The organism is Halorientalis pallida (assembly GCF_004118325.1).
GTDB lineage: Archaea > Halobacteriota > Halobacteria > Halobacteriales > Haloarculaceae > Halorientalis > Halorientalis pallida.
The window spans coordinates 448,155-466,567 of record NZ_RDFA01000002.1 but is presented as its reverse complement, the minus strand read 5'-3'; the positions used below and the strand labels follow the sequence as shown (position 1 = coordinate 466,567).

Sequence of the window (18,413 nt, the reverse complement as noted above, 5' to 3'; positions counted from 1 at the left end):
CTGTCACTCGAACTGACACCAAAAGACATTCATACACGCTGAATAGTTTCTCGCGTATCCGCCCTGAACGAAACGCGCAATCGGGTGGGATGAACAGATGACTACGACACGACAACACGTGGCCGCCCTGGCCCTCTGCGCGCTCGCGCTGGCGAGCGTCGCGACAGTCGCCACAGCGCCGGCCGCGGCCCAGACCGACGGCGGAGTATCGAACACGACCGACGCGACCAGCGCCGTGAACGCGACCGGAGACGTGACCCTGAACGCGTCGTTCGCGGCCGCGACGTGGCCCTCCAGCGACGTGACGGTGCCCGAGACGCACAACCCGCTGACGCTGACCGCGAACCGGTCGAACTACACCGTGACGGTCCGCAGTGAAGAACTCGACTCTTCGACCCTGGCCGACGTGTTCGCGGACGAACTGGCGACCGACGACCCGGCCGTCGCCGACTTCGGCGAGACCGAGGGCGGCGTGTTTCGGATGCGCGTGCTGGACCGGAACGCGACGATCCTGGCGAACTTCACGACCGCCGTGACCCAGACCTACACCCTCGAGTTCGACGCGGGGAACGCGACGGCGACCGCGACGACCGAGATCGTCCGCTGTGAGTGTCTCGGCGCCGGTTTCCTCGACCAGAGTGGTGAGGGCGCGACGTTCACGACCGGACAGTCGGGCGTCGTCACGCTCCCGATCGGCCTCAAAAACGTCGACACGGCCCAGTTCCACATCGACGGCGACGACGTCGACATCGCCGCCACCGTCGTGGACGGCAACGACGACGACCACGTGGCCCTCGCGCTGAACACGCACCTCCTGGGTCGCAACGCGCCGTTCGACGACCACGCGCTCCCGTACTGGACCGAGCGCGGACTGTGGATCACCGACGACGCGGACGGCGTCGAGTCGGTTGACGTCCGGGAAGCGCCGGGCGGCGACTACCCGCTCCCAGTCGGGGAGTACGACCTGACGATCCGCGCCGACACCGAGACGCTCGCGACCTCGACGCTGACGGTCACGGACGGCTCTGTCGCGGGCCTCCAGGCCCGGACCGGCTCCGCCGACACGCTCGCGAACGCGACGGCCGCCAGCCTCCGGACCGCCGCCGCGGACGGGACGCTCGCCGCGAACGGGACCGTCTCGAACGGGTCGGCGCTGGTCTACGAGATCGAGAGCGCGAGCCTGTTCGGCCCGCTCTGGACTGCGGCGAGCGGGTACGGCGGCGCGGATCGGTACGCGCAGGCGTTCCTCGACACCGTCACCGACCGGAACGCCGCCACGGTCCCCGGCGACGTGGTCACCTTCGACGTCGACGGGCCGTCGAACGCACGCGTCGACCTGCTGAACACGTCCCGCGACGGCGGGCTGATCGTCGTGCCCGACCGGGCCAACGACACGCTGTACGTCGGCCTCCGAGCGGATCGGATGGCCGTCACCAACGGCACGGCCCTGGGCAGCGGTGAGACGTTCACGGCCAACTTCGGCGTCTACGACCAGACCGCCAGCGAAGCGGTGCAGTTCGCCGACGGCGCGGACGACGAGCCCGGGACGCCGGAGCCACCGTCCCCGGAACCGCCCGCCACGCCCGAGCAGGGGACCAGTCCGTCGCCGGACACGGGTGACACGCCGTCGCCCGAGACCGCGGCACCCCCCGCTGACGACCCGACCGCACAGTCGCCCGACGCGACGACGACCGCCGACGGTCCCGGCTTCGGCGTCACTGGCGTCGTCCTCGCGGTGCTGGCGCTGTGTGCGTTCGCGGTCCGCCGACGTGATTGAGCGGCTCCCGGCCTCACCGCCCCTTCTGCAATCGCTTGCCGATCTTCGCGGGCAGGTCGGCTTCGTCGACGGCCTCGACGACGGCGTCGATGTCGTACTCGACGCGGTGTTCCTCGACGGTCATCGTGTCGAGGTCGAGGATCGAGTAGGCCGCCCGCGGGTCCTCGTCGCGGGGTTGGCCGACGCTGCCGGGGTTCATGACGATTCCCTCGTCGAAGACTTCGTGGGCCTGGACGTGGGTGTGGCCCATGATCAGCACGTCTTCGTCCTCGAGCATCGCGGGCTTGAACAGGCCGGGGTAGGTGTAGCGGTCGGGGTCGTCGGGGTGGCCGTGGACGATCTTCACGCGTCCGTCGTGTTCCAGGCGGTCGTCGGGGAGGCTCCGGAGCCACTCGATCTGTCCGGCCGAACAGTGCTCGCTGGCGTACCTGACGCCGGCGTCGGCCATGCTGTTGAAGCCGAAGCCGGTCTCGGTGGCCACCGCACGGTCGTGGTTGCCCTTGACCGTCGGGGCCCCCAGTTCTCGAACGCGGTCGACGCACTCGGCGGGCCAGGGGCCGTAGCCGACCACGTCGCCGGCACAGAGGTACCCGTCGACCGGTGGCACGTCGTCGAGGACCGCCTCGAAGGCCACGAGATTCGCGTGAATGTCGGAGACGACGGCGAGGCGCATACGGAGTCGGAGTCACTGGAGCCGGTTAAGTGCTGGCCGAAACGGCGGGCCGCGTCGAGGTATTAAGCCACCGAACGTTGAATGGGGCGCGTGAATCGCAGCAAAGGCTCGCTTCTCGGACTGGTCACGGCACTGGGTGCCCTCTCCCTGTTGTTGATCCTGCCTTTCCTCCAGTTCGTCCTCGGTGCCGTCCTCGTCGCGTTCGTCCTCTATCCCCTCCAACGCCGGCTGGAAACCGTCGTCCCGTCCAGAGTCGCCGCGTTCGCACTGCTGGGGCTCGCCGTCGTGGGCTTTCTCGCGCCCCTCGTCGCGATCTTCGCGACCATCGCCGACGAGGCCTGGCGGATCTTCGGAAGCTTCGAGGCGGACGCGGTCCCGGTCTCGGAACTGGAGGCCAGGATCGCCGCCGCGACCGGGCGCGAAGTCGACCTCGGGGGCACGATCGCCACCTCGGGGCAGGACATCGCGCGAGCCCTCTTCGAGCGGTCGCCGGCGGCGCTGGGGACGATCACGCACTTCGTCATCGGCGTCGCTCTCGCGCTCTTTCTCGTCTACTACCTGCTGAAGGACGGTGCCGACCTCGTGGCCTGGCTCCACCGGACCGTCCCGTTACCGGCGTCGATCCGGCGCGACCTCGCGTCGGAACTCGACGGCATGATCTGGGCCGTCCTGTACGGGCACGTCTTCGTCGCGCTGGTCCAGGGACTGATCGCGGGCCTCGGACTCTTCGTGGTCGGCATCCCCAACGCGGCGTTCTGGACGGCAGTCATGATCGTCCTCGCCATGGTCCCGCTCGTCGGTGCGATCCCGGTCTGGGGCGGGGCCGTGGTCTCCCTCCTGGTCGCCGGGCGACCCACGTTCGCTCTCGGACTGTTCGTCTACAGCGCCGTGGTCGTGGGGCTCACCGACGATTACCTCCGCCCGCTCGCCGTCGACCGCTACGCCCGTCTCAACCCCGCCGTCATTCTGGTCGGCGTCCTCGGGGGCGCGTACGCGTTCGGCGTGATGGGGTTGTTCTTCGGCCCCATCGTGCTCGGCGGACTGAAGGCCACGCTGACGGTCGTTTCCGAGAACTGGCACGAACTCGAGACGGCGGACCGCTGACCGCGAGTCCGGCGTCTCTCACTCCCCGTTCTCGATAGCCGTCTCGATGCCGTCCTCGTCTCTGGTGACCCCCGCGGCACAGACGGCGTGTTCGAACTCGTGGTCGTACACTTCGCCGGCGATCTCCGCGGATGTCTCGCCGTCGAGGTCGAAGGCGGTCGGACTGTCTTCCTCGTAGGTGGCGACCAGCGTGGGCTCGGTGACCTGTTCGACCAGCAGGGCGTCCTTGCGGACGGTGCCGATGTAGCTCTCGCCGCCGACCACGCCGGCGATCCGCGGTGTGTCGTAGTCGTCTTTCTCGTAGTCCAGCGCGAGCAGGGACTCCGCCAGCGCGTCGCGGGCGGGGTAGCCCAGGCCGATCTTCTCCGTGATGGGGTCGACGTGGCTGCCGTTGCCGACGACGACTGTGCCGTCGACTTCGCGGACGCAGTTGTACGAGATGTAGGGGTTGTCCGTCTCGGGGGCGTCGTCGGTCGGGCCGACGGTCAGGGTGGTTCCGCCCTCGCGGGCGACGATCCGGCGGTTCGGGAACGATCGGGAGGAGACCCGATACGCCGCCCGGTCCGGTGCGACGACGACGAATCTACCGACGTACATACTCCGTTCTCCCGCGCTCGCCGGAAAGTAGGTGTCGATCCCCGACGGGCCTCAGGCGTAGGAGTAGAAGAGGCCCACGACGGTCCCGAACGCCAGGTGGCCGACGAGGCTCATCGCGTCGAGGTTCGGCAGCGGCGGGGCCATCGGGAACCCGACGGCGGTCAACCAGAGCGGCATCACGACAGCCGCGGCGACGATCCAGAGGACGGCCCCGTAGAGCAGCCCTGCACCGACCAGCTGGAGCGGCGTGTCGGTGTCTTTCGACAGCGGCGTCAGCGTCACCAGCGCGGCGAACCCCACGCCGAAGACGGCGCTGAGCGACATGTGGACGAGCCATCCCGCGAGGCCGCCGCTCAGTCCGAACAGCGCCGGGATGCCTGCCTCGATCACCGGCGGCGTCAACACCGAAAACAGGACCCCCATCACCGCGCCGCCGACGAGTCCGGCGATCACACCCGAGACCCACTCTGGGCGGTATTCGTAACCGACACGACGCTCTACTGCAGTTTCGGCTTTCTGTGCCATATGGACACGTACCACCACTGTGGATTTATACTACGCCTATCGTTCACAACTCCGGAGTTGTGGTAAGGTGATCCATCCGCACGTGCGCGGGGCGCGCCCGAGCGGAAAGCGATGGCTGAACGGGTGGGTCGTCGGGTCGGGGTGGCGTAACTGCGCCTTACCGGACGGGCTCCGGACAAAGTACATGACGCTCGACTTCCTACTTCCGGACGTGTCAGAGGGATACGCGCCGGAGGAGGTTCCGCTCTACCGGGACCTGGACACCCGAGACGAGCAGTACGAGCGGGCACAGAACAGTGCCGAGCCGTTCTTCGCGGTCGAGCAGTACGAGGAGGGCTACGCGATCACCTACGACCTCCTCCCGGCGGGCTTCCAGCTCGCCGAGCCGGCCCGCCGGGAACTGGACGAACGGCTCACCCGCGCCGTCGAGGAGATCGTCGGCGACGCCGATCGACCGACGACGGAAGTGAGCCGCACGGTCGGGGACTCGCTGGGTAACGTCTCGTTTTTCGGCCGCGAGGACAGCGCCCGCGAGGTCGCGGCGGTGATCTCGACCATCGTCCTCGACGAGAACAACTGGGTCACCGGCCAGCCACCGGACGCGACTGGCCCCGATCCTCGCCGGAACGACTGAGCCGCCGCGCCCGGTAACACCGGTGTCACCCGCTAACACCGGCGTCCGCGATTCTTTATGCACCTGGCGCGGGAAGAACTGGGCGAGACCAATGTCCCAGAAAGCGGACTACGCCGACGAGACCGAAATCGACGAATCGCTCGACCGACTCCCCGACGACGAGACCGTCGAGGAGACCGTCCAGAGCCTCGAAGCAAACGGGTTCGAGGTCGTCGTGGTCGACTCCGCCGAGGACGCACTGGAGACGCTACAGGGCCACATCCCCGACGGCGCGTCGGTGATGAACGGCCACTCCACGACACTCGAAGAGATCGGCTTCGACGAGTACCTGACCGAGGGCGACCACGAGTGGGAGGCCCTGCCCAACGAGATCTGGAGCATCGACGACGACGCCGAACGGCAGGCCGCCCGCCGGGAGGCCCAGACCGCCGACCACTTCCTCGGGAGCGTCAACGCCATCGCGAAGACTGGCGAACTCGTCGCGGCCGACCGCTCGGGGAGTCGCATCGGTGCCTACCCCTTCGCCGCCGCCAACGTCACCATCGTCAGCGGCGTCAACAAGATCGTCGAGGACCTCGACGCGGCGCTCGACCGACTGGAATCGGTCGCCTATCCCCTGGAGAACGAGCGCGCCAAGGAGGCTTACGGCGTCGAGAGCGCCGTCGCCAAACAGCTGATCTTCCGACAGGAACTCGACGAGGGTCGCACGACGGTCGTCCTGATCCGCGACCAGCTCGGGTACTGATCGCCACTTCGTCCCGCTCCATCCTGCCCACCCCGGCGTCCCGCCCACCACTGTTTCAGGACCGTACCGCATCCGCCAGCACGGCCCACGCCAGTCCCGCGAGCGCGATGTCGCGGATCATCACGTCCGCGAAGAGCCCGCCCCGCGTGAGTGCGACGATCGCCAGATAGCCCGTGGTGACCGTCAGCGAGACGGCGGCGATGGTGGCCCCGACCGCGACGAACCGGTCGGCCAGCAGGCCCAGTCCGACCGCGATCTCCGGCGGGCCGTTGAGGAGCATGAACAGCCGCGGCGAGACGACGAGCCACGGCGCGAGCCAGTCGACGACGTAGACCGCCCACGCCTCGGGCGCGAGGAGTTTGTGGACGCCGGCGACCACGAGCATCGCGCCCAGTCCCGCGCGGGCCAGCGTCGGAGCCGGCGGGAGCAGGGTCGCGAGCCGCGTCCGGAGCCGGCTCGGTGACAGCGACATACCCGTGGTTGGACCCCGACACGGAAAACCGTGGAGTCTCGCGACGAAGCGGTTTTGCCTTCGCGGGCGCTCCTCCCCGTATGGACGAAGCCGCCGTCGCCGACCTCATCGAATCGGAACTGCCCGACGCCACCGCCGAGGTCACCACGCCACGGGACCCCGACGACGACAAACACTACGCCGTCACCGTCGTCTCGCCTGCCTTCGAGGGCGAGACGCTGGTCGACCAGCACCAGCTCGTCCACGACGCGCTGGGCGAGCACCTCACGCGGGACATCCACGCCATCGAACTGGAGACCTACACGCCCGACGAGTACGGGGGCTGAGTGTTGAGGGACTGCGACCGGCTAGCACAATCCCTTTACTCGTCGCCGTCCTGCTAGCCACCATGAGCTTCGATCCGGAACCCGACCTGTCGCCCGAGGAAGTCCGCGAACGTGTCGACGAGACCATCGAAGAGAACGAGGTCGCGCTGTTCATGAAGGGCACGGAACTCATGCCCCAGTGTGGCTACTCCCGAAAGGCGCTGAACCTGCTCCAGCAACACCGCGACGACGTGGAAACGGTGAACGTACTCGACGCGCTGGACGAACACCGCGAGGCCCTGGAGCGCCACAGCGGCCGCGAGACGATCCCGCAGACGTTCGTCGACGGCGAGTTCGTGGGCGGCAGCGACATCCTCGAACAACTGCACGAGCGCGGCGAACTCGAGGACACCCTGTCGGCGTAGTCAGGATTCCACTGTGGGAGGTTCCTCAAGCGGTTCGCGCTCCTCCCGTCGCTCGAAGGCGGCCTCGACGTACGGCTCCGGTTCGGCCGCTTTCTCGGCGACGTGTTCGGCGTCTCGCTCGTGGAACTCGCCCACCACCTCGTCGGCGAACAGTTCCAGCGACTCACAGATGTGTTCGTGGCGATTGTCCCCCCTTCCTGGACGAAGATGACCTGATCGACGCCCGCGTCTTCGAGGTCACGGAGGTGCTCGCGAATCCGGTCGGGGGTGCCGATCGCGCCGTCACCCTGCTGGCCCTCGAGGATGGCTTCCGCACCGACCTCCTGGAACTGCTCCCAGATGTTCGTCTCGCCGGGGCGCTGGTCGCCCGCACCGTAGTAGTGGGCCAGCGCGTACTGGAAGAAGGCGAATCCCTCCGCGCCGCGCTCCCGGGCCGCCTGTTCGTTCTCGTGGCAGGAAAAGCCCGTCACGATGGCGAGGTTCGGGTTGACGGTGTGGCCGATGGGCGTACACTCCGCCTTGAGCGTCTCGTAGTACAGATCGACCCACTCGCTGGCCTTCTCCGGGGAGGCGAAGTCGAAACTCAGGACGCCGAGTCCCAGTCGGGCGGCCTGTTCGATCGTCGAGCGGCCCGAACAGGCGACCCACAGCGGTGCATGAGGGTCCTGGACGGGCTTGGGGACGACGTTACGCGGGGGCATCTCGAAGCCCTCGCCGTCGTGGCCCGGGTACGGCTCCATCGTCATCATGTCGGTGACCTCGGCGACCGTCTCCTGCCACGGCGCCTCCTTCTCGTTGCGGTCGATGCCGAACCCGTCGAGTTCCACGTTCGAGGACGACTCGCCGGTGCCGAACTCGACGCGCCCGTCCGAGACCAGATCGAGCGTGGCGACCTGCTCGGCGACGCGGGCGGGGTGGGTGTACTCGGGTGGCATGAGCTTGATCCCGTGGCCCAGCCGAATGTCCTCGGTGCGCTGGGCGGCGGCCGCGAGGAACACTTCCGGGGCCGAGGAGTGGCAGCACTCCTCCAGAAAGTGGTGTTTGACCTCCCAGACGTAGTCGTACCCCAACTCGTCGGCCAGTTCGATCTGGTCGAGTGCATCCTCGTAGAGGGCCTGTTCGTCGCCGTCGTGCCAGGGTCGTGGGAGCTGGTGTTCGTAGAAGATCCCGAATTTCATGATCTCGAACCTCTGGAGCCGGCTGGAGCCCTCGCTCCACCGCCCCTTCTGTGGTGTGATAGCAGTTCACGTTCACCGCTCTCATCGTCGACGAGACCGACGCCATGCTCGACCGGTGGGCCAGTCGCGACGAGATCGACCTGCTCGAACAGATGGAACGGGTGACGCTGTCGATCATCGGGACGGCGATGTTCAGCGCCGACGTGGAACGCCACGCCGCGGACATCCGAGCGGCGCTGCAGGTCCTGCGCCGGGGCTTCCAGCGCGAGGTCGGCGTCGTGCCGACCTTCCCGGAGTGGATCCCATCGCCGCACAACCGACGGATGCAGGGCGCTATCGACGACATCGACGCCGTCGTGCACGAGTTGATCGACGCCCGCCGCGGCCGGGCCGACGAGTACGACGACCTGCTATCGAAACTGTTGACCGCCCGCACCGACGAGGGTGCGCGGATGGACGACGAGCAGATCCGGGACGAACTCGTCACCGTCCTGCTGGCCGGCCACGAGACGACGGCGGCGGCGCTGACCTGGACCTGGTACCTGCTGGCGAACAATCCCGGCGTCCACGAACGGCTCCACGACCACGCCGCCGACGCCGATCCGACCGAGACGGTGGGCTCCTCCGCGGGCGCGGCCGACGACGCGTCGTTCGTCAAACAGTGTGTCCAGGAGGCCATGCGGATCTACCCGCCGGTGCCCGTCATCACCCGGGAGGCCATCGACCCCGACGAGATCGACGGCTACGAGATTCCCGCGGGTGCGGAGGTCGTCCTCAGCCAGTTCGTCGTCCACCGCGACCCCGACCTCTGGGAAGACCCGCTGGCCTACCGCCCCGAGCGGTTCGCCCCCGGCGAGCGCGAGGCCCAGCCGACCTACAGCTTCTTCCCCTTCGGCGGCGGCCAGCGCATCTGTATCGGCCGGCTGTTCGCGCTCGCGGAGGCCCAGTTGATCCTCGCCCGCGTCGTCTCCGAGGTTCGACTGACCCTGCGTTCGCCGACCCACGACACGCCCGCCGTCGACTCTGCCGTCACGATGGTCCCCGACGAACCCGTGGAGATGGCCGTGACCGACTGGTGACCAGCGTCAGTGCAGGGTGCCCTCGCGCACGTCGTCGTCGTAGGCGAACAGCGCGTAGCCGACCTCGGCCGCGCCGTAGCCGGTCTCTGCGGCGATCTCGCGGATCGGGTCGAGCATTGTCACGTAGTCGGCGGCGTCGAAGGTCTCCTTGCGGCCGTCGAGGTAGTCGAGCCGATCCAGCGTCGCCCAGACGCGGGTGTCGACGACCGCGTGGCGCTCCGGGTCGAGCGCGGCCAGCACGCAGGAGGCCGTCGCCGTCTTGAACCCCGACAGCCCGGTCAACAGCTGGACCTTCGAGAAGTCGCCCTCGACCGCGAGGACGTTGGCGGTCACCTCCCGACACCGCGATTCGGGATTCTTCTCGACGTGGTAGGCGCTACGCGTCGAGGACTCGTAGGCGATGTCGTACAGCTGGTCGCGGGTGAGATGGCCCTGTTCACGGTAGCTGTCGCCGAACGCCGCCAGTCGCTCCGGCAGGACACCCTGGGTCTGTTCGTAGTAGTCCAGATACTCGTCGATCAGCGCCGTCAGATCCATGCGAGACAGTGTGGTCGGGGAACAGTGGCGTGTTTCGGTTCCGGCCGGCCACGCCGTTCGTCTGCGATTCTCCCTGCGGTCGAATCGTGCGCGTTACATCTCGACTTCGTTCCCGCAATCCGGACAGGTCAACTCCACGCCGTCGGCGGTGACCTCGGCGACGTGGTACTCCGCGCCGCACTCCTGGCAGGGGAGTGCCGTCCGTGTCTCGCCGTCCTCCTGTGGTGCGCCCATCGCGACCGCGCGGACCCGCTCGTCGCCGTCGTTACGCCCCTCCTGGTACTCGCCGGGGGCGAAACGGACGATCTCGTTCTCGCCGACCTCGACCGCGTCGTCTTTCGTCTGGAAGGTCGCAGTGCCTTCCATCACCAGGAAGACCTCCTCCTGGTTCATGTGGGTGTGCAGGCCGCCGGAAAAGGAGTCGCCGGGCTCGAGTTCGTAGTAGTTCAGCGCCATGTCCGCGAGGTTCAGCGGCGCGGTGGCGTGTTTCTGCACGGCCGCGACCCGTGGGTGGTTCTCCATGTCCTCCAGTGAAACGTGGTCCATCGCGAGGAAAGCCACGAACGGAGCCGACATATTCCTTGCCCCGACACGTCGCCTACTCGACGGCTCGAATCAGTCCCAGGAGGTCGTCTCGGTAGTTTCCGGGGTCGATCTGGGGTCGGCCGTCCTCGGGGAGCGTGTCGAGCAGATCGGCGAGGCCGCGCGTTGGATACGCGCCGCCGGCGATCCGGAACGAACCGCCCCGGGACCAGACGGCGATCCATCCTTCCACGTCCAGTCGCCCTCCGTCCAGCGGGTAGGCCGCCGTCACTTTCGTCAGCGTGGCCCGGTCGCCGGTGTCGGTGCGGACGCGCTGCCGGCGGCCGCGCTCGACGCTCTCGAACCCGCGGGTCCGGAGGTCGTCCAGGAACGACTCGCGGGACTCGCGGACGATCGGGCCGCGCATCGACGCCGGGCCGATCCCGGGAGCCAGCGGTGGACGGAAGGAGAGTGCGGTGGCGAAGAAGAAGCGACAGAACCCGCCTGTATCGTCGTCGGCCACGTCGACGAGCGTCCCCTCGCCGCCGGGATCGAGGTGGTCGCCGACGCCGGCTCGTTCCAGCGCCGTCCGGAGGTCGGCGTCGTCGTACACCAGCGTGTGGCCCCTGACAGTCGCCGTCGGGGTCCGGAAGACGGTGTCCTCGCTGCGACTCCGCAACTCCCACGGCCCACGCTCCAGCGTGGCCGCGTCGACCGTCGGGAACTGGTCTGCCATGGACGACTGGTAGGGCTACTGCCGGTTCCCGGTTTCGGTCGGCCCGCCGTCCGCGGTCGGATTGATATGCGAGCGACCCGTAGCCTTCCGTATGGACGGCGCAGATCGGTTCATGTTCTACGGGTTGTTGCTCGTGTTCGCGCTCATTGTCGCCGGACTGGTGCTAGCCCTGTTGTTCGGCTGACTGTCACGTTCTCGCCCGAATCCGCACGCTTTTCGGGCTCACGGGTCTACGACGGCTGTGTCTACCCTTCGTTCCGTCGCGCCCTTCCTGCTGCTGGCGACGTTGTGGGGCTTCTCGTTTCCGGCTATCACTGTCGGCCTCGACGCACTGCCGCCGGTGTTGTTCGCGGCGTTTCGCTACGACGTAGCCGCCGTCATCCTGCTCGGCGTCGTGGCGGTCCGCGCCGCCGGTCGGTCCTGGGTCCCGTCGACTCGCGACGACTACGTGGCGGTCGCCGGCGGCGGGCTGTTCCTGATCGCGGGGAACGCCTTTCTCTTTCTCGGGCAACAGACCGTTCCCAGCGGCGTCGCGGCGATCATCCAGGGGCTGGTCCCCATCGCCACGGTGCTGTGGGCGCTGGCGCTGCTCCCCGAGGAACGCGTCTCCGCTGTCGGGGCCGTCGGCATCGTCGTCGGCTTCCTGGGCGTAGCACTGGTGATCCGTCCGGATCCGGCGAACCTGCTGACGGCCGATCTCGTGGGGAAGCTCCTGATCTGCGTGCAGGTCTCCCTCGTCGCGCTGGGGGGTGTCGTCGTCCAGCGGGCCGACCCCGACATCGGCGGCACGACGCTGGCCGGCTGGTCGATGGCCGTCGGTGGCGTCGTCCTCCACGTCGCCAGCTTCGGCGTCGGCGAATCGCTGATGATCCCCGCCGGACTCGCGCTGGCGGCTGTCGCGTACCTCGGCGTGTTCGCGACTGCCATCGCCTTCTTCCTGTACTTCCGGTTGCTGGCCCGCTACGGGGCCACGGAGACGAGTCTGGTCGGGTACGTCGTTCCAGTGGTCGCGACGCTGGCGGGCGTGGTCCTGCTGGACGAGCGGATCACTGCCACTTCACTCGTCGGCTTCGCCGTGATCTTCGTCGGCTTCCTCCTGTTGAAGCGGTCGGCGATCCGGCAGTTGCTGGCCTAGCCCGCCGTGTCGCCGTCGCTCGCGTCGTCGCCGGACTCTGCGGCGGCCTCCAGCACGGTCTGTCGGTCGGGGAAGTACGCCGGCGCGTCCCGCTCCTGCTCGAATTCGAGGACGCGTTTCAGCGCGGCCCGGCCGTCGTCGGCCTCGTCGAGGTCGGTGGCCAGTTCCGTGTAGCCGACCGCGAGTTCCTGAAAGGCGGCCATCCGGGCCTGTTTGGCCGCGGCGACGGTCTGTCGCTGTTCGAGGTCGGCCTCGACGTCCTCGATGGCGTCGAGGTCGGCACCGTCGCCGGAGCCGGGCGTGACGGTCCCCTCGACGGTGTCAGCGTGTTCGCCGAGACGCTCCCGGAGGTCGGCCATCTCCGCGTCCAGTTCCGAGAGCAGGTCGTCGAGTTCGCCCTCCATGGTCTCGACCTGTCCCCACAGCAGTCGCGCCTGGGTCTCGCAGTACTCGACGAACGCCGCGACCGTCAACTCCGCGTCGCCCTCGGCCATACCCACCCATTCGACTGCCGGCCGAAGTCAGTTTCCCACCACAGAGGGGAAGGTCCATTTCCGTCGAGTCCCTCCGACCGGTATGGGAGAACGGCTCCGGGGGGAGGTCCTCCACGTCGTCGCCCCGACGGAACTCGACGACTACGACCTCGACGACGACGTTCGCAACATCGCCGAGTCGCGCTACCTACTGGTCTGCTGGAAGGGCGGCTCGCCCTCCATCTTCCAGCGCCTGAAGCTGATCCTCGCACGCTCGACGCTCGAACCCGTGACGCTGGTCACCGACGACGCCGTCGAGGAAGGACAGATCATCACCGCGACCGTCGAGGAGACCGACACCGCGGGCGTCTACGACGTGATCGAAGTCGAGGACGACTAGAGCCGGTCGATCACGTCCGCGGCGAACCGCTGGAGATCGGCCTCGGGGCTCTCACCGGCCGGCGACACGAGGACGTGATCGACGCCCAGCTCCTCCAGCCGCCGGAAGTACTCCCGGAACCACGCCGTCCCCGCACGGAACCCCTGGTGGACGTGTTCCGGGCCGGCCTCGGGATCGTCGGCCAGGTCCGACCGGACCGCCATCGCGTACGGTTTCTCGCCCGCCGCTTCGCGCCAGTCGTCGAGGTAGGACTCCAGCGTCGATTCGGGTAAGTGATAAAAGAGCCAGCCGTCGCCGTGCTCGGCGATCCACTCCAGTTCTTGCCGGGCGTGGCCCGTCGGCAGGAGTGGCAGGGACTCCGTGGTCGGCTCCGGTACGAGGTCGAGTTCGCCGTCGAGGTCGCCCCAGCGACCCTCGACCTGGGGGAAGTCCTCGCGCCAGACGGTCCGCAGGAGGTCGACGGACTCGCGGAAGCGTGCGCCCCGTTCCTCGCGGTCCACGCCGAAGGCGTCGAACTCGGGGTCGCGGTCGCCAGTGGCGATCCCGAGGACGAGCCGCCCGTCGGAGAGGCGGTCGACCGTGGCGGCGCTTTTCGCGACGTGCAACGGATGCCGAAGCGGGAGGACGACGCTGGCGGTCCCGAGCGCGACCTCGTCGGTCCGGGCGGCGACCTGGCTCAGCCACGGCCAGGTGTCGAACGTCTGACCGGCGTCACCGAAGCGGGGCCAGTACAGCGGCACGTCGCGGGCCCACAGCGCGTCGAAGCCGACCGATTCGGCGTGGGCCGCGAGTTCGAGTTCCCGCTCGACCGGCGGACGGGACGTGCGGTTGTCCGTGAGCGGGAAACCAGTCCCGAAGGTCAGGCCGTCGCCGTCGAACAGCCGCCGATACCCGGCGTTCTCGTGGTCCGCCATCACTGTCCGCGCTCGGGGCCCGAGGGACATGGGGGCTGTGGTTCAGAGGTAGCGCGTGACGACCTCGGCCGTCCCGCGATCCAGCGCCGTCACGGCCGCGTTCAGAACCGCCCCCGTGTCGAGGATGTGCCACCGGTCACGGTACGCGGCCAGCAGCGGCCGCTCGCCGTAATCGCTGGCAGCCTCGCCGGGCGGGACCGGCTGGACGCCCTCCACGTAGACGAACTCGGTGCCGTCGAGCGTGACCGTCAGCGGCGTGGCGACCAGCCCCGACGGGAGGTCCGATCGCGCGACGAGCGTCGCGCAGTGGTTGCGTGGCATCACCAGCCCCGTCCGGAAGTCGAACGCCGGTCGCGAGAGCAGCGCCGACAGGAGGACCGCCTTGTCGTCGCAGTCGCCCTCGCCGTCGACGAGCGTCTCCGCGGGGTGGCGCACGTACTCCCGATGGCCGGTCGAGGCCGCGTCGGTGGCGTACGGGAGCGACGCGGTCAGTGACTGCGCCGCGCGGACGCCGGCGGCCGGCGAGCCGGCCCGATCCAGCAGGCGGGCCGCCAGGTCGTCGAGGACGTCGGCCGTCTGTGCCGCGGCGGCGGCGTCGGGAACTGTCGGGTCCCGGTCACGCGCCGCCCGGTAGGCCGCCGCCGGCACGCCGTACGGCACGCTCGTCACTTCGTGGTCGAACGTGATCTCGACCGAGCCCCGGATCGCGCGGTCGTCCTCGGTCGAGGACTGGCCGAGGACACGGCCGATACAGCCACCCAGACCGGCGAGGGCGGTAGCACCGACCGCACCCAGCAGTCGTCGGCGCGTGGGGTCGGACGCGTTCGATCCGTCTCGCCGTCCGTCGTCTCGCCGCGACGTTCGTGGAGCCATGGTGGGGGCTGTCGGGTATTCGACAGGCGGCACGGAACGCGAAAAACGACTGCTATGACCCGTACATCGAGAGACGTTGACGAACTGGTCCCTCCCGTGGACCCGAGCGCACCGGTTTCGTTAACCGAAGTGTTCAACTGGGTAGACGGGCGAGAGGAAGGAAATGACACGGAGCCAGTCACGCACGGGGGGACGGCTGTGAGTACCGACACGGAAGACGTGGATCTCGTCGACGCGGCGGTCGTCGAGAACCTCGGACGGGTCGCGCTGTTCGCGGCGCTGATGGGCGCGTTCGCCTACGTCAGCTTCCCGAACCCGTTCTCGCCCGCACCGGTCACGCTCCAGGTGCTTGGCGTCTTCCTCGCGGGCATCTTCCTCGGCCCGGTCTGGGGTGGCGTGTCCATCGGGCTCTACCTCGCCGCCGGCGCGCTCGGCGCGCCGGTGTTCAGCGGCGGGAGCGCGGGCCTGGCCCCACTGGTCGGCTCGACGGCGGGTTACCTCTGGTCGTACCCGATCGGTGCGTTCGTCGTCGGCGCGATCGTCCACGGCGGGCTCTCGGTCGGTGACCCCCGCGAGGCCGGGCTGATACACCTCGTCGGGTCGATGGTCGCCGGTACGGCCGTCGTCTACGCGATGGGCGTCGCGGGGCTGATGCTCGTGCTCGGTCTCGGGCCGGTCGCGGCGTTCATGGCGGGCGCGGCGGCGTTCATCCCCGCCGAGGCGTTCAAGATCGCCGCCGCCGTCGGGATCGTCCGCAGCGACGCCTTCGTCGCCGAATGATCGAGACCCGGGATCTGGTCGCCAGCCGCGGCGAGACGCGGGTGCTCGACGGTCTCGACCTCACAATCGAGGACGGCGAGTTCGTCCTGCTGGTCGGGCCGAACGGGGCCGGCAAGACCACGCTCGTCCGGCAGTTCAACGGGCTGGAAGAGCCCGATGCCGGCGAGGTACTCGTCGACGGCCGACCAGTCCAAGAGGACCTGGTGGCCGCCCGCACTGCCGTCGGGATGGTGTTCCAGGACCCCCGCGACCAGTTCGTCGCGGCGACGGTTCGCGCCGACGTGGCGTTCGGCCCCGAGAACCTCGGTCTCACCCACGACGAGATCGACCGCCGGGTCGCCGACGCCCTGGAGACGGTCGGCATGGACGGCCGCGGTGACGAGCGGATCGACCGGCTCTCGGGCGGCGAGCAGGCCCGGGTCGCCATCGCCGGCGCGCTCGCGATGGCCCCCGACCACCTCGTACTGGACGAACCGCTCGCCAGCCTCGACCTGCCGGCCCGCCGCGCGGTCCGTGATCGGCTCGAACGGCTCCACGACGACGGCACCGGTATCGTCCTCGTCACCCACGACCTCCGGGACGTGGCCGAGCTGGCCGACCGGATCGTCGTGCTATCGGACGGCAGGGTGGCCCTCGATGGCGACCCCGACGCCGTCCGTGACCGGCTGGAAGCGTTCGACGTGCGCCCATGCTGAGCTACGAACCAGGAGCGACGGTCGCTCACGCGCTGGACCCGCGGACGAAACTCGCCTTCCAGGCGGGCTTCGCCGTCGCGGCGTTCGCGTACACGACCCCCCACGGCCTCGCGGTCCTGTCGGTCCTGGCGCTGGCCCCACTCGCGGCGGCCCGGCGCTCCGCGCTGGCGGCGGCCTGGGACCTCCGGTTTGCCTTTCCGATCCTGCTGGCCGCACCGCTGTTCGAGGGGGTGGTGCTCGGGCCGCCCTGGTTCTCGCTCGCGCAGGCGCGGTTCCCGGCGCTGGCCAGCTACCGCGTCGTCCTCCTCCTGTTCGTCAGCGCCGCGTACGTCTACACCACGTCCGCCCGGGACTCGCGGGCGGCGATCCAGTGGCTCGTCCCCGGCCGGCCAGGCCGCTTTCTCGGCCTCGGTGTCGCCGTCGTCTTCCGGTTCCTGCCGGTACTGGTGGCGGACCTGCAGCGTGCCCGCGCGGCGATGCGGGCGCGACTCGGGACCGAACGCCCGCTCGCCGAGCGTATCCGGATCGTCACTACCGCGGGACTCCGCCGGGTCGACGCCCGCGCGGATGCCCTCTCGCTCGCGCTCCAGGCCCGCTGTGTCGCCTGGAACCCCACGCTCCCTCGCCTGGCGCTCGGTCGTCGGGACGTACCCGTCCTCGCGCTGGCGCTGGCGCTGACGCTGTCCCCGTTGCTGTGAACGCACACTGCGAACCGCAATGTTCAGGACCGTTCACCGGTGAGCGGTGGTGTGTCCCGGACGGCCCAGTACGCCGGCTACGTCGCGCTCGTCGTGACGCCGCTGGTCCTGCTCGCCAGCGCGGTCGCCGCACCGCCCGCGCTCACGACCGGGCGCGTCACGCTAGGTGGCGGCGTCGTCCTCGTCGGCGGGCTGGCCGCCGTCACCGAACGCGAGCGCGCACTCGACGCCTCGACGCCCTCCGGCTTCGACCGCCGCGACGCCCGCGACGCGGCCGCCGTGGTCGTCGGCGCTATCGCCGCCTACCTCCTGAGCGTCCACGCCGGCCTCGGGGCCGTCGTCGGCTCGGCCGCGGTTGGCCTCGCTGCTGGCCTCGCCCCCACGGACGGTGACGTTGCGGCCTACTGTGGTTCCTTCGTGGGAATGGCCTCCCCGGCGGTGTTCCCGGGCATCGGCCCCATCGCGCTCGCGGCGGGTGTCTCCGGTCTCGCGTTCGTCGCGGCCCGTGACGCCTTCGGCGGCGTCGGCGGCAAACTCGGCACGCTCGCGCTCTTTGGCTGTGCCACGACGGTCGCGCTGACTGGCTTCGACTACGCCGGCGGGGCTGCGCTCCCCTGGTCGACGGCTCCGGAGATCGTCGCCGTCGCGGTCGTCGGTGCCGTCGTGACCGTCGTCCTGAGCGTCCGCCTCGACCTCGGGGCCGTCGTCGGCTCGGCGGCCGTCGGGCTGGTCGCCGGCCTCACCTTCCCCGCACTCTTGCCGGCCGTGGGGTCGACGCTCGCGACCGTCGCGTTCTGTGCCTCCTTCGTCGGGATGTCCTCGACGGAGCGGCTGGCCGACGAGCGACAGGTCGCGGTCGCCGGTGTCCTCTGTGGCCTGGTGTTCGTGTTCGTCTCGCCGGCGCTGGTCGGTGCCGGTGGCAAACTCGGCACCGTCGCCTTCGTCTCCGCAGTCAGCACTGTCGGGCTGAACGAACTGTACGAGAGAACGCACCTGCGTGTACGGTAGATTTCAGAGCAACTGCAAAAGTACGCTCCCCGCCAGCACGAGGACGAGCAGGTAGACGAGTAACACGACCGCGTTGCGCCGCGGTGCCCCGGGTGCCATGCCTGGGGGTCTCCGCCCCGCGGTCCCGG

The 18,413-nt window shown here is 69.2% G+C and carries 23 protein-coding genes and 1 pseudogene; 13 read left to right on the top strand and 11 right to left on the bottom strand.

Annotated features, from left to right (window positions below; genetic code table 11):
- The first annotated feature begins 97 nt into the window (after nucleotides 1–97).
- Entirely contained in the window at nucleotides 98–1,777 is a 1,680-nt protein-coding gene (locus tag EAF64_RS07585; protein ID WP_129068367.1) for a hypothetical protein, read from the top strand.
- Between the two features lie 13 nt (nucleotides 1,778–1,790).
- On the opposite strand, the gene EAF64_RS07580 is transcribed toward EAF64_RS07585, so the two are convergent.
- Nucleotides 1,791–2,450 (bottom strand): metallophosphoesterase family protein, encoded by a 660-nt coding sequence (locus EAF64_RS07580; RefSeq protein ID WP_129068366.1) that lies wholly within the window; start codon nucleotides 2,448–2,450, stop codon nucleotides 1,791–1,793.
- 90 nt (nucleotides 2,451–2,540) lie between these two features.
- On the opposite strand from EAF64_RS07580, the gene EAF64_RS07575 reads away from it, so the two are divergent.
- Entirely contained in the window at nucleotides 2,541–3,554 is a 1,014-nt protein-coding gene (locus tag EAF64_RS07575; protein WP_227738906.1) for an AI-2E family transporter, read from the top strand.
- An 18-nt stretch (nucleotides 3,555–3,572) separates the two neighbouring features.
- On the opposite strand, the gene EAF64_RS07570 is transcribed toward EAF64_RS07575, so the two are convergent.
- Both EAF64_RS07570 and EAF64_RS07565 read right to left on the bottom strand, forming a co-directional pair.
- On the bottom strand, nucleotides 3,573–4,151 hold the full coding sequence (locus tag EAF64_RS07570) for an IMP cyclohydrolase (protein ID WP_129068364.1): 579 nt from the start codon (nucleotides 4,149–4,151) through the stop codon (nucleotides 3,573–3,575).
- Between the two features lie 51 nt (nucleotides 4,152–4,202).
- Entirely contained in the window at nucleotides 4,203–4,676 is a 474-nt protein-coding gene (locus EAF64_RS07565) for a histidine kinase (protein ID WP_129068363.1), read from the bottom strand.
- A 184-nt stretch (nucleotides 4,677–4,860) separates the two neighbouring features.
- Between EAF64_RS07565 and EAF64_RS07560 the strand changes: the two genes are divergently transcribed.
- Both EAF64_RS07560 and EAF64_RS07555 read left to right on the top strand, forming a co-directional pair.
- On the top strand, nucleotides 4,861–5,310 hold the full coding sequence (locus EAF64_RS07560; RefSeq protein WP_129068362.1) for a hypothetical protein: 450 nt from the start codon (nucleotides 4,861–4,863) through the stop codon (nucleotides 5,308–5,310).
- A gap of 91 nt (nucleotides 5,311–5,401) precedes the next feature.
- On the top strand, nucleotides 5,402–6,055 hold the full coding sequence (locus EAF64_RS07555; protein WP_129068361.1) for a lactate utilization protein: 654 nt from the start codon (nucleotides 5,402–5,404) through the stop codon (nucleotides 6,053–6,055).
- A 55-nt stretch (nucleotides 6,056–6,110) separates the two neighbouring features.
- On the opposite strand, the gene EAF64_RS07550 is transcribed toward EAF64_RS07555, so the two are convergent.
- Nucleotides 6,111–6,527, bottom strand: coding sequence for a DoxX family membrane protein (locus EAF64_RS07550; RefSeq protein ID WP_129068360.1), 417 nt, complete (start codon nucleotides 6,525–6,527; stop codon nucleotides 6,111–6,113).
- A gap of 80 nt (nucleotides 6,528–6,607) precedes the next feature.
- Here EAF64_RS07550 and EAF64_RS07545 point away from each other — a divergent pair, with 80 nt between their 5' ends.
- Together EAF64_RS07545 and EAF64_RS07540 are read left to right on the top strand one after the other, a co-directional pair.
- A complete protein-coding gene (locus tag EAF64_RS07545; protein ID WP_129068359.1) occupies nucleotides 6,608–6,853 on the top strand; it encodes a BolA/IbaG family iron-sulfur metabolism protein in 246 nt (81 codons plus the stop codon).
- 62 nt (nucleotides 6,854–6,915) lie between these two features.
- On the top strand, nucleotides 6,916–7,257 hold the full coding sequence (locus tag EAF64_RS07540; RefSeq protein ID WP_129068358.1) for a glutaredoxin family protein: 342 nt from the start codon (nucleotides 6,916–6,918) through the stop codon (nucleotides 7,255–7,257).
- Nucleotides 7,258–7,481: 224 nt separating this feature from the next.
- Here the strand turns inward: EAF64_RS07540 and EAF64_RS07535 are convergent.
- Nucleotides 7,482–8,435, bottom strand: a pseudogene (locus tag EAF64_RS07535) (LLM class flavin-dependent oxidoreductase); the annotation flags it as partial.
- Between the two features lie 83 nt (nucleotides 8,436–8,518).
- On the opposite strand from EAF64_RS07535, the gene EAF64_RS07530 reads away from it, so the two are divergent.
- Nucleotides 8,519–9,514 (top strand): cytochrome P450, encoded by a 996-nt coding sequence (locus EAF64_RS07530; RefSeq protein WP_227738916.1) that lies wholly within the window; start codon nucleotides 8,519–8,521, stop codon nucleotides 9,512–9,514.
- A gap of 6 nt (nucleotides 9,515–9,520) precedes the next feature.
- Here EAF64_RS07530 and EAF64_RS07525 read toward each other — a convergent pair whose 3' ends face one another.
- The 3 genes from EAF64_RS07525 to EAF64_RS07515 all read right to left on the bottom strand — a co-directional run bounded on the left by EAF64_RS07525 (nucleotide 9,521) and on the right by EAF64_RS07515 (nucleotide 11,309).
- On the bottom strand, nucleotides 9,521–10,051 hold the full coding sequence (locus tag EAF64_RS07525) for a hypothetical protein (protein ID WP_129068356.1): 531 nt from the start codon (nucleotides 10,049–10,051) through the stop codon (nucleotides 9,521–9,523).
- A gap of 93 nt (nucleotides 10,052–10,144) precedes the next feature.
- The gene (locus EAF64_RS07520) at nucleotides 10,145–10,597 is read right to left on the bottom strand and encodes a cupin domain-containing protein (protein WP_129068355.1); all 453 of its coding nucleotides are present in this window, start codon (nucleotides 10,595–10,597) and stop codon (nucleotides 10,145–10,147) included.
- Nucleotides 10,598–10,649: 52 nt separating this feature from the next.
- The gene (locus EAF64_RS07515; RefSeq protein ID WP_129068354.1) at nucleotides 10,650–11,309 is read right to left on the bottom strand and encodes a hypothetical protein; all 660 of its coding nucleotides are present in this window, start codon (nucleotides 11,307–11,309) and stop codon (nucleotides 10,650–10,652) included.
- Nucleotides 11,310–11,550: 241 nt separating this feature from the next.
- Here EAF64_RS07515 and EAF64_RS07510 point away from each other — a divergent pair, with 241 nt between their 5' ends.
- On the top strand, nucleotides 11,551–12,444 hold the full coding sequence (locus EAF64_RS07510; RefSeq protein WP_129068353.1) for a DMT family transporter: 894 nt from the start codon (nucleotides 11,551–11,553) through the stop codon (nucleotides 12,442–12,444).
- Here the strand turns inward: EAF64_RS07510 and EAF64_RS07505 are convergent.
- A complete protein-coding gene (locus tag EAF64_RS07505) occupies nucleotides 12,441–12,938 on the bottom strand; it encodes a hypothetical protein (protein ID WP_129068352.1) in 498 nt (165 codons plus the stop codon). The two genes, EAF64_RS07510 and EAF64_RS07505, sit on opposite strands and share 4 nt — an antisense overlap.
- 82 nt (nucleotides 12,939–13,020) lie before the next feature.
- Between EAF64_RS07505 and EAF64_RS07500 the strand changes: the two genes are divergently transcribed.
- On the top strand, nucleotides 13,021–13,317 hold the full coding sequence (locus EAF64_RS07500; RefSeq protein WP_129068351.1) for a DUF7526 family protein: 297 nt from the start codon (nucleotides 13,021–13,023) through the stop codon (nucleotides 13,315–13,317).
- Here EAF64_RS07500 and EAF64_RS07495 read toward each other — a convergent pair.
- Entirely contained in the window at nucleotides 13,314–14,234 is a 921-nt protein-coding gene (locus EAF64_RS07495) for a TIGR03571 family LLM class oxidoreductase (RefSeq protein ID WP_129068586.1), read from the bottom strand. The genes EAF64_RS07500 and EAF64_RS07495 overlap by 4 nt on opposite strands.
- A gap of 39 nt (nucleotides 14,235–14,273) precedes the next feature.
- Complete coding sequence (locus EAF64_RS07490) at nucleotides 14,274–15,104, bottom strand: hypothetical protein (protein ID WP_129068350.1); 831 nt, start codon at nucleotides 15,102–15,104, stop codon at nucleotides 14,274–14,276.
- Nucleotides 15,105–15,302: 198 nt separating this feature from the next.
- Between EAF64_RS07490 and EAF64_RS07485 the strand changes: the two genes are divergently transcribed.
- The 4 genes from EAF64_RS07485 to EAF64_RS07470 are packed head-to-tail and all read left to right on the top strand — an operon-like array spanning nucleotide 15,303 to nucleotide 18,285.
- Nucleotides 15,303–15,884, top strand: a complete 582-nt coding sequence (locus EAF64_RS07485) for a biotin transporter BioY (protein ID WP_129068349.1) — start codon at nucleotides 15,303–15,305, stop codon at nucleotides 15,882–15,884.
- Nucleotides 15,881–16,579, top strand: a complete 699-nt coding sequence (locus EAF64_RS07480) for an energy-coupling factor ABC transporter ATP-binding protein (protein WP_129068348.1) — start codon at nucleotides 15,881–15,883, stop codon at nucleotides 16,577–16,579. Before EAF64_RS07485 ends, EAF64_RS07480 begins: the two co-directional genes overlap by 4 nt.
- A complete protein-coding gene (locus tag EAF64_RS07475; protein ID WP_129068347.1) occupies nucleotides 16,573–17,277 on the top strand; it encodes an energy-coupling factor transporter transmembrane component T family protein in 705 nt (234 codons plus the stop codon). The genes EAF64_RS07480 and EAF64_RS07475 overlap by 7 nt, the downstream gene beginning before the upstream one ends.
- Nucleotides 17,278–17,328: 51 nt before the next feature.
- The gene (locus EAF64_RS07470; protein WP_129068346.1) at nucleotides 17,329–18,285 is read left to right on the top strand and encodes a hypothetical protein; all 957 of its coding nucleotides are present in this window, start codon (nucleotides 17,329–17,331) and stop codon (nucleotides 18,283–18,285) included.
- Nucleotides 18,286–18,413: the final 128 nt, after the last annotated feature.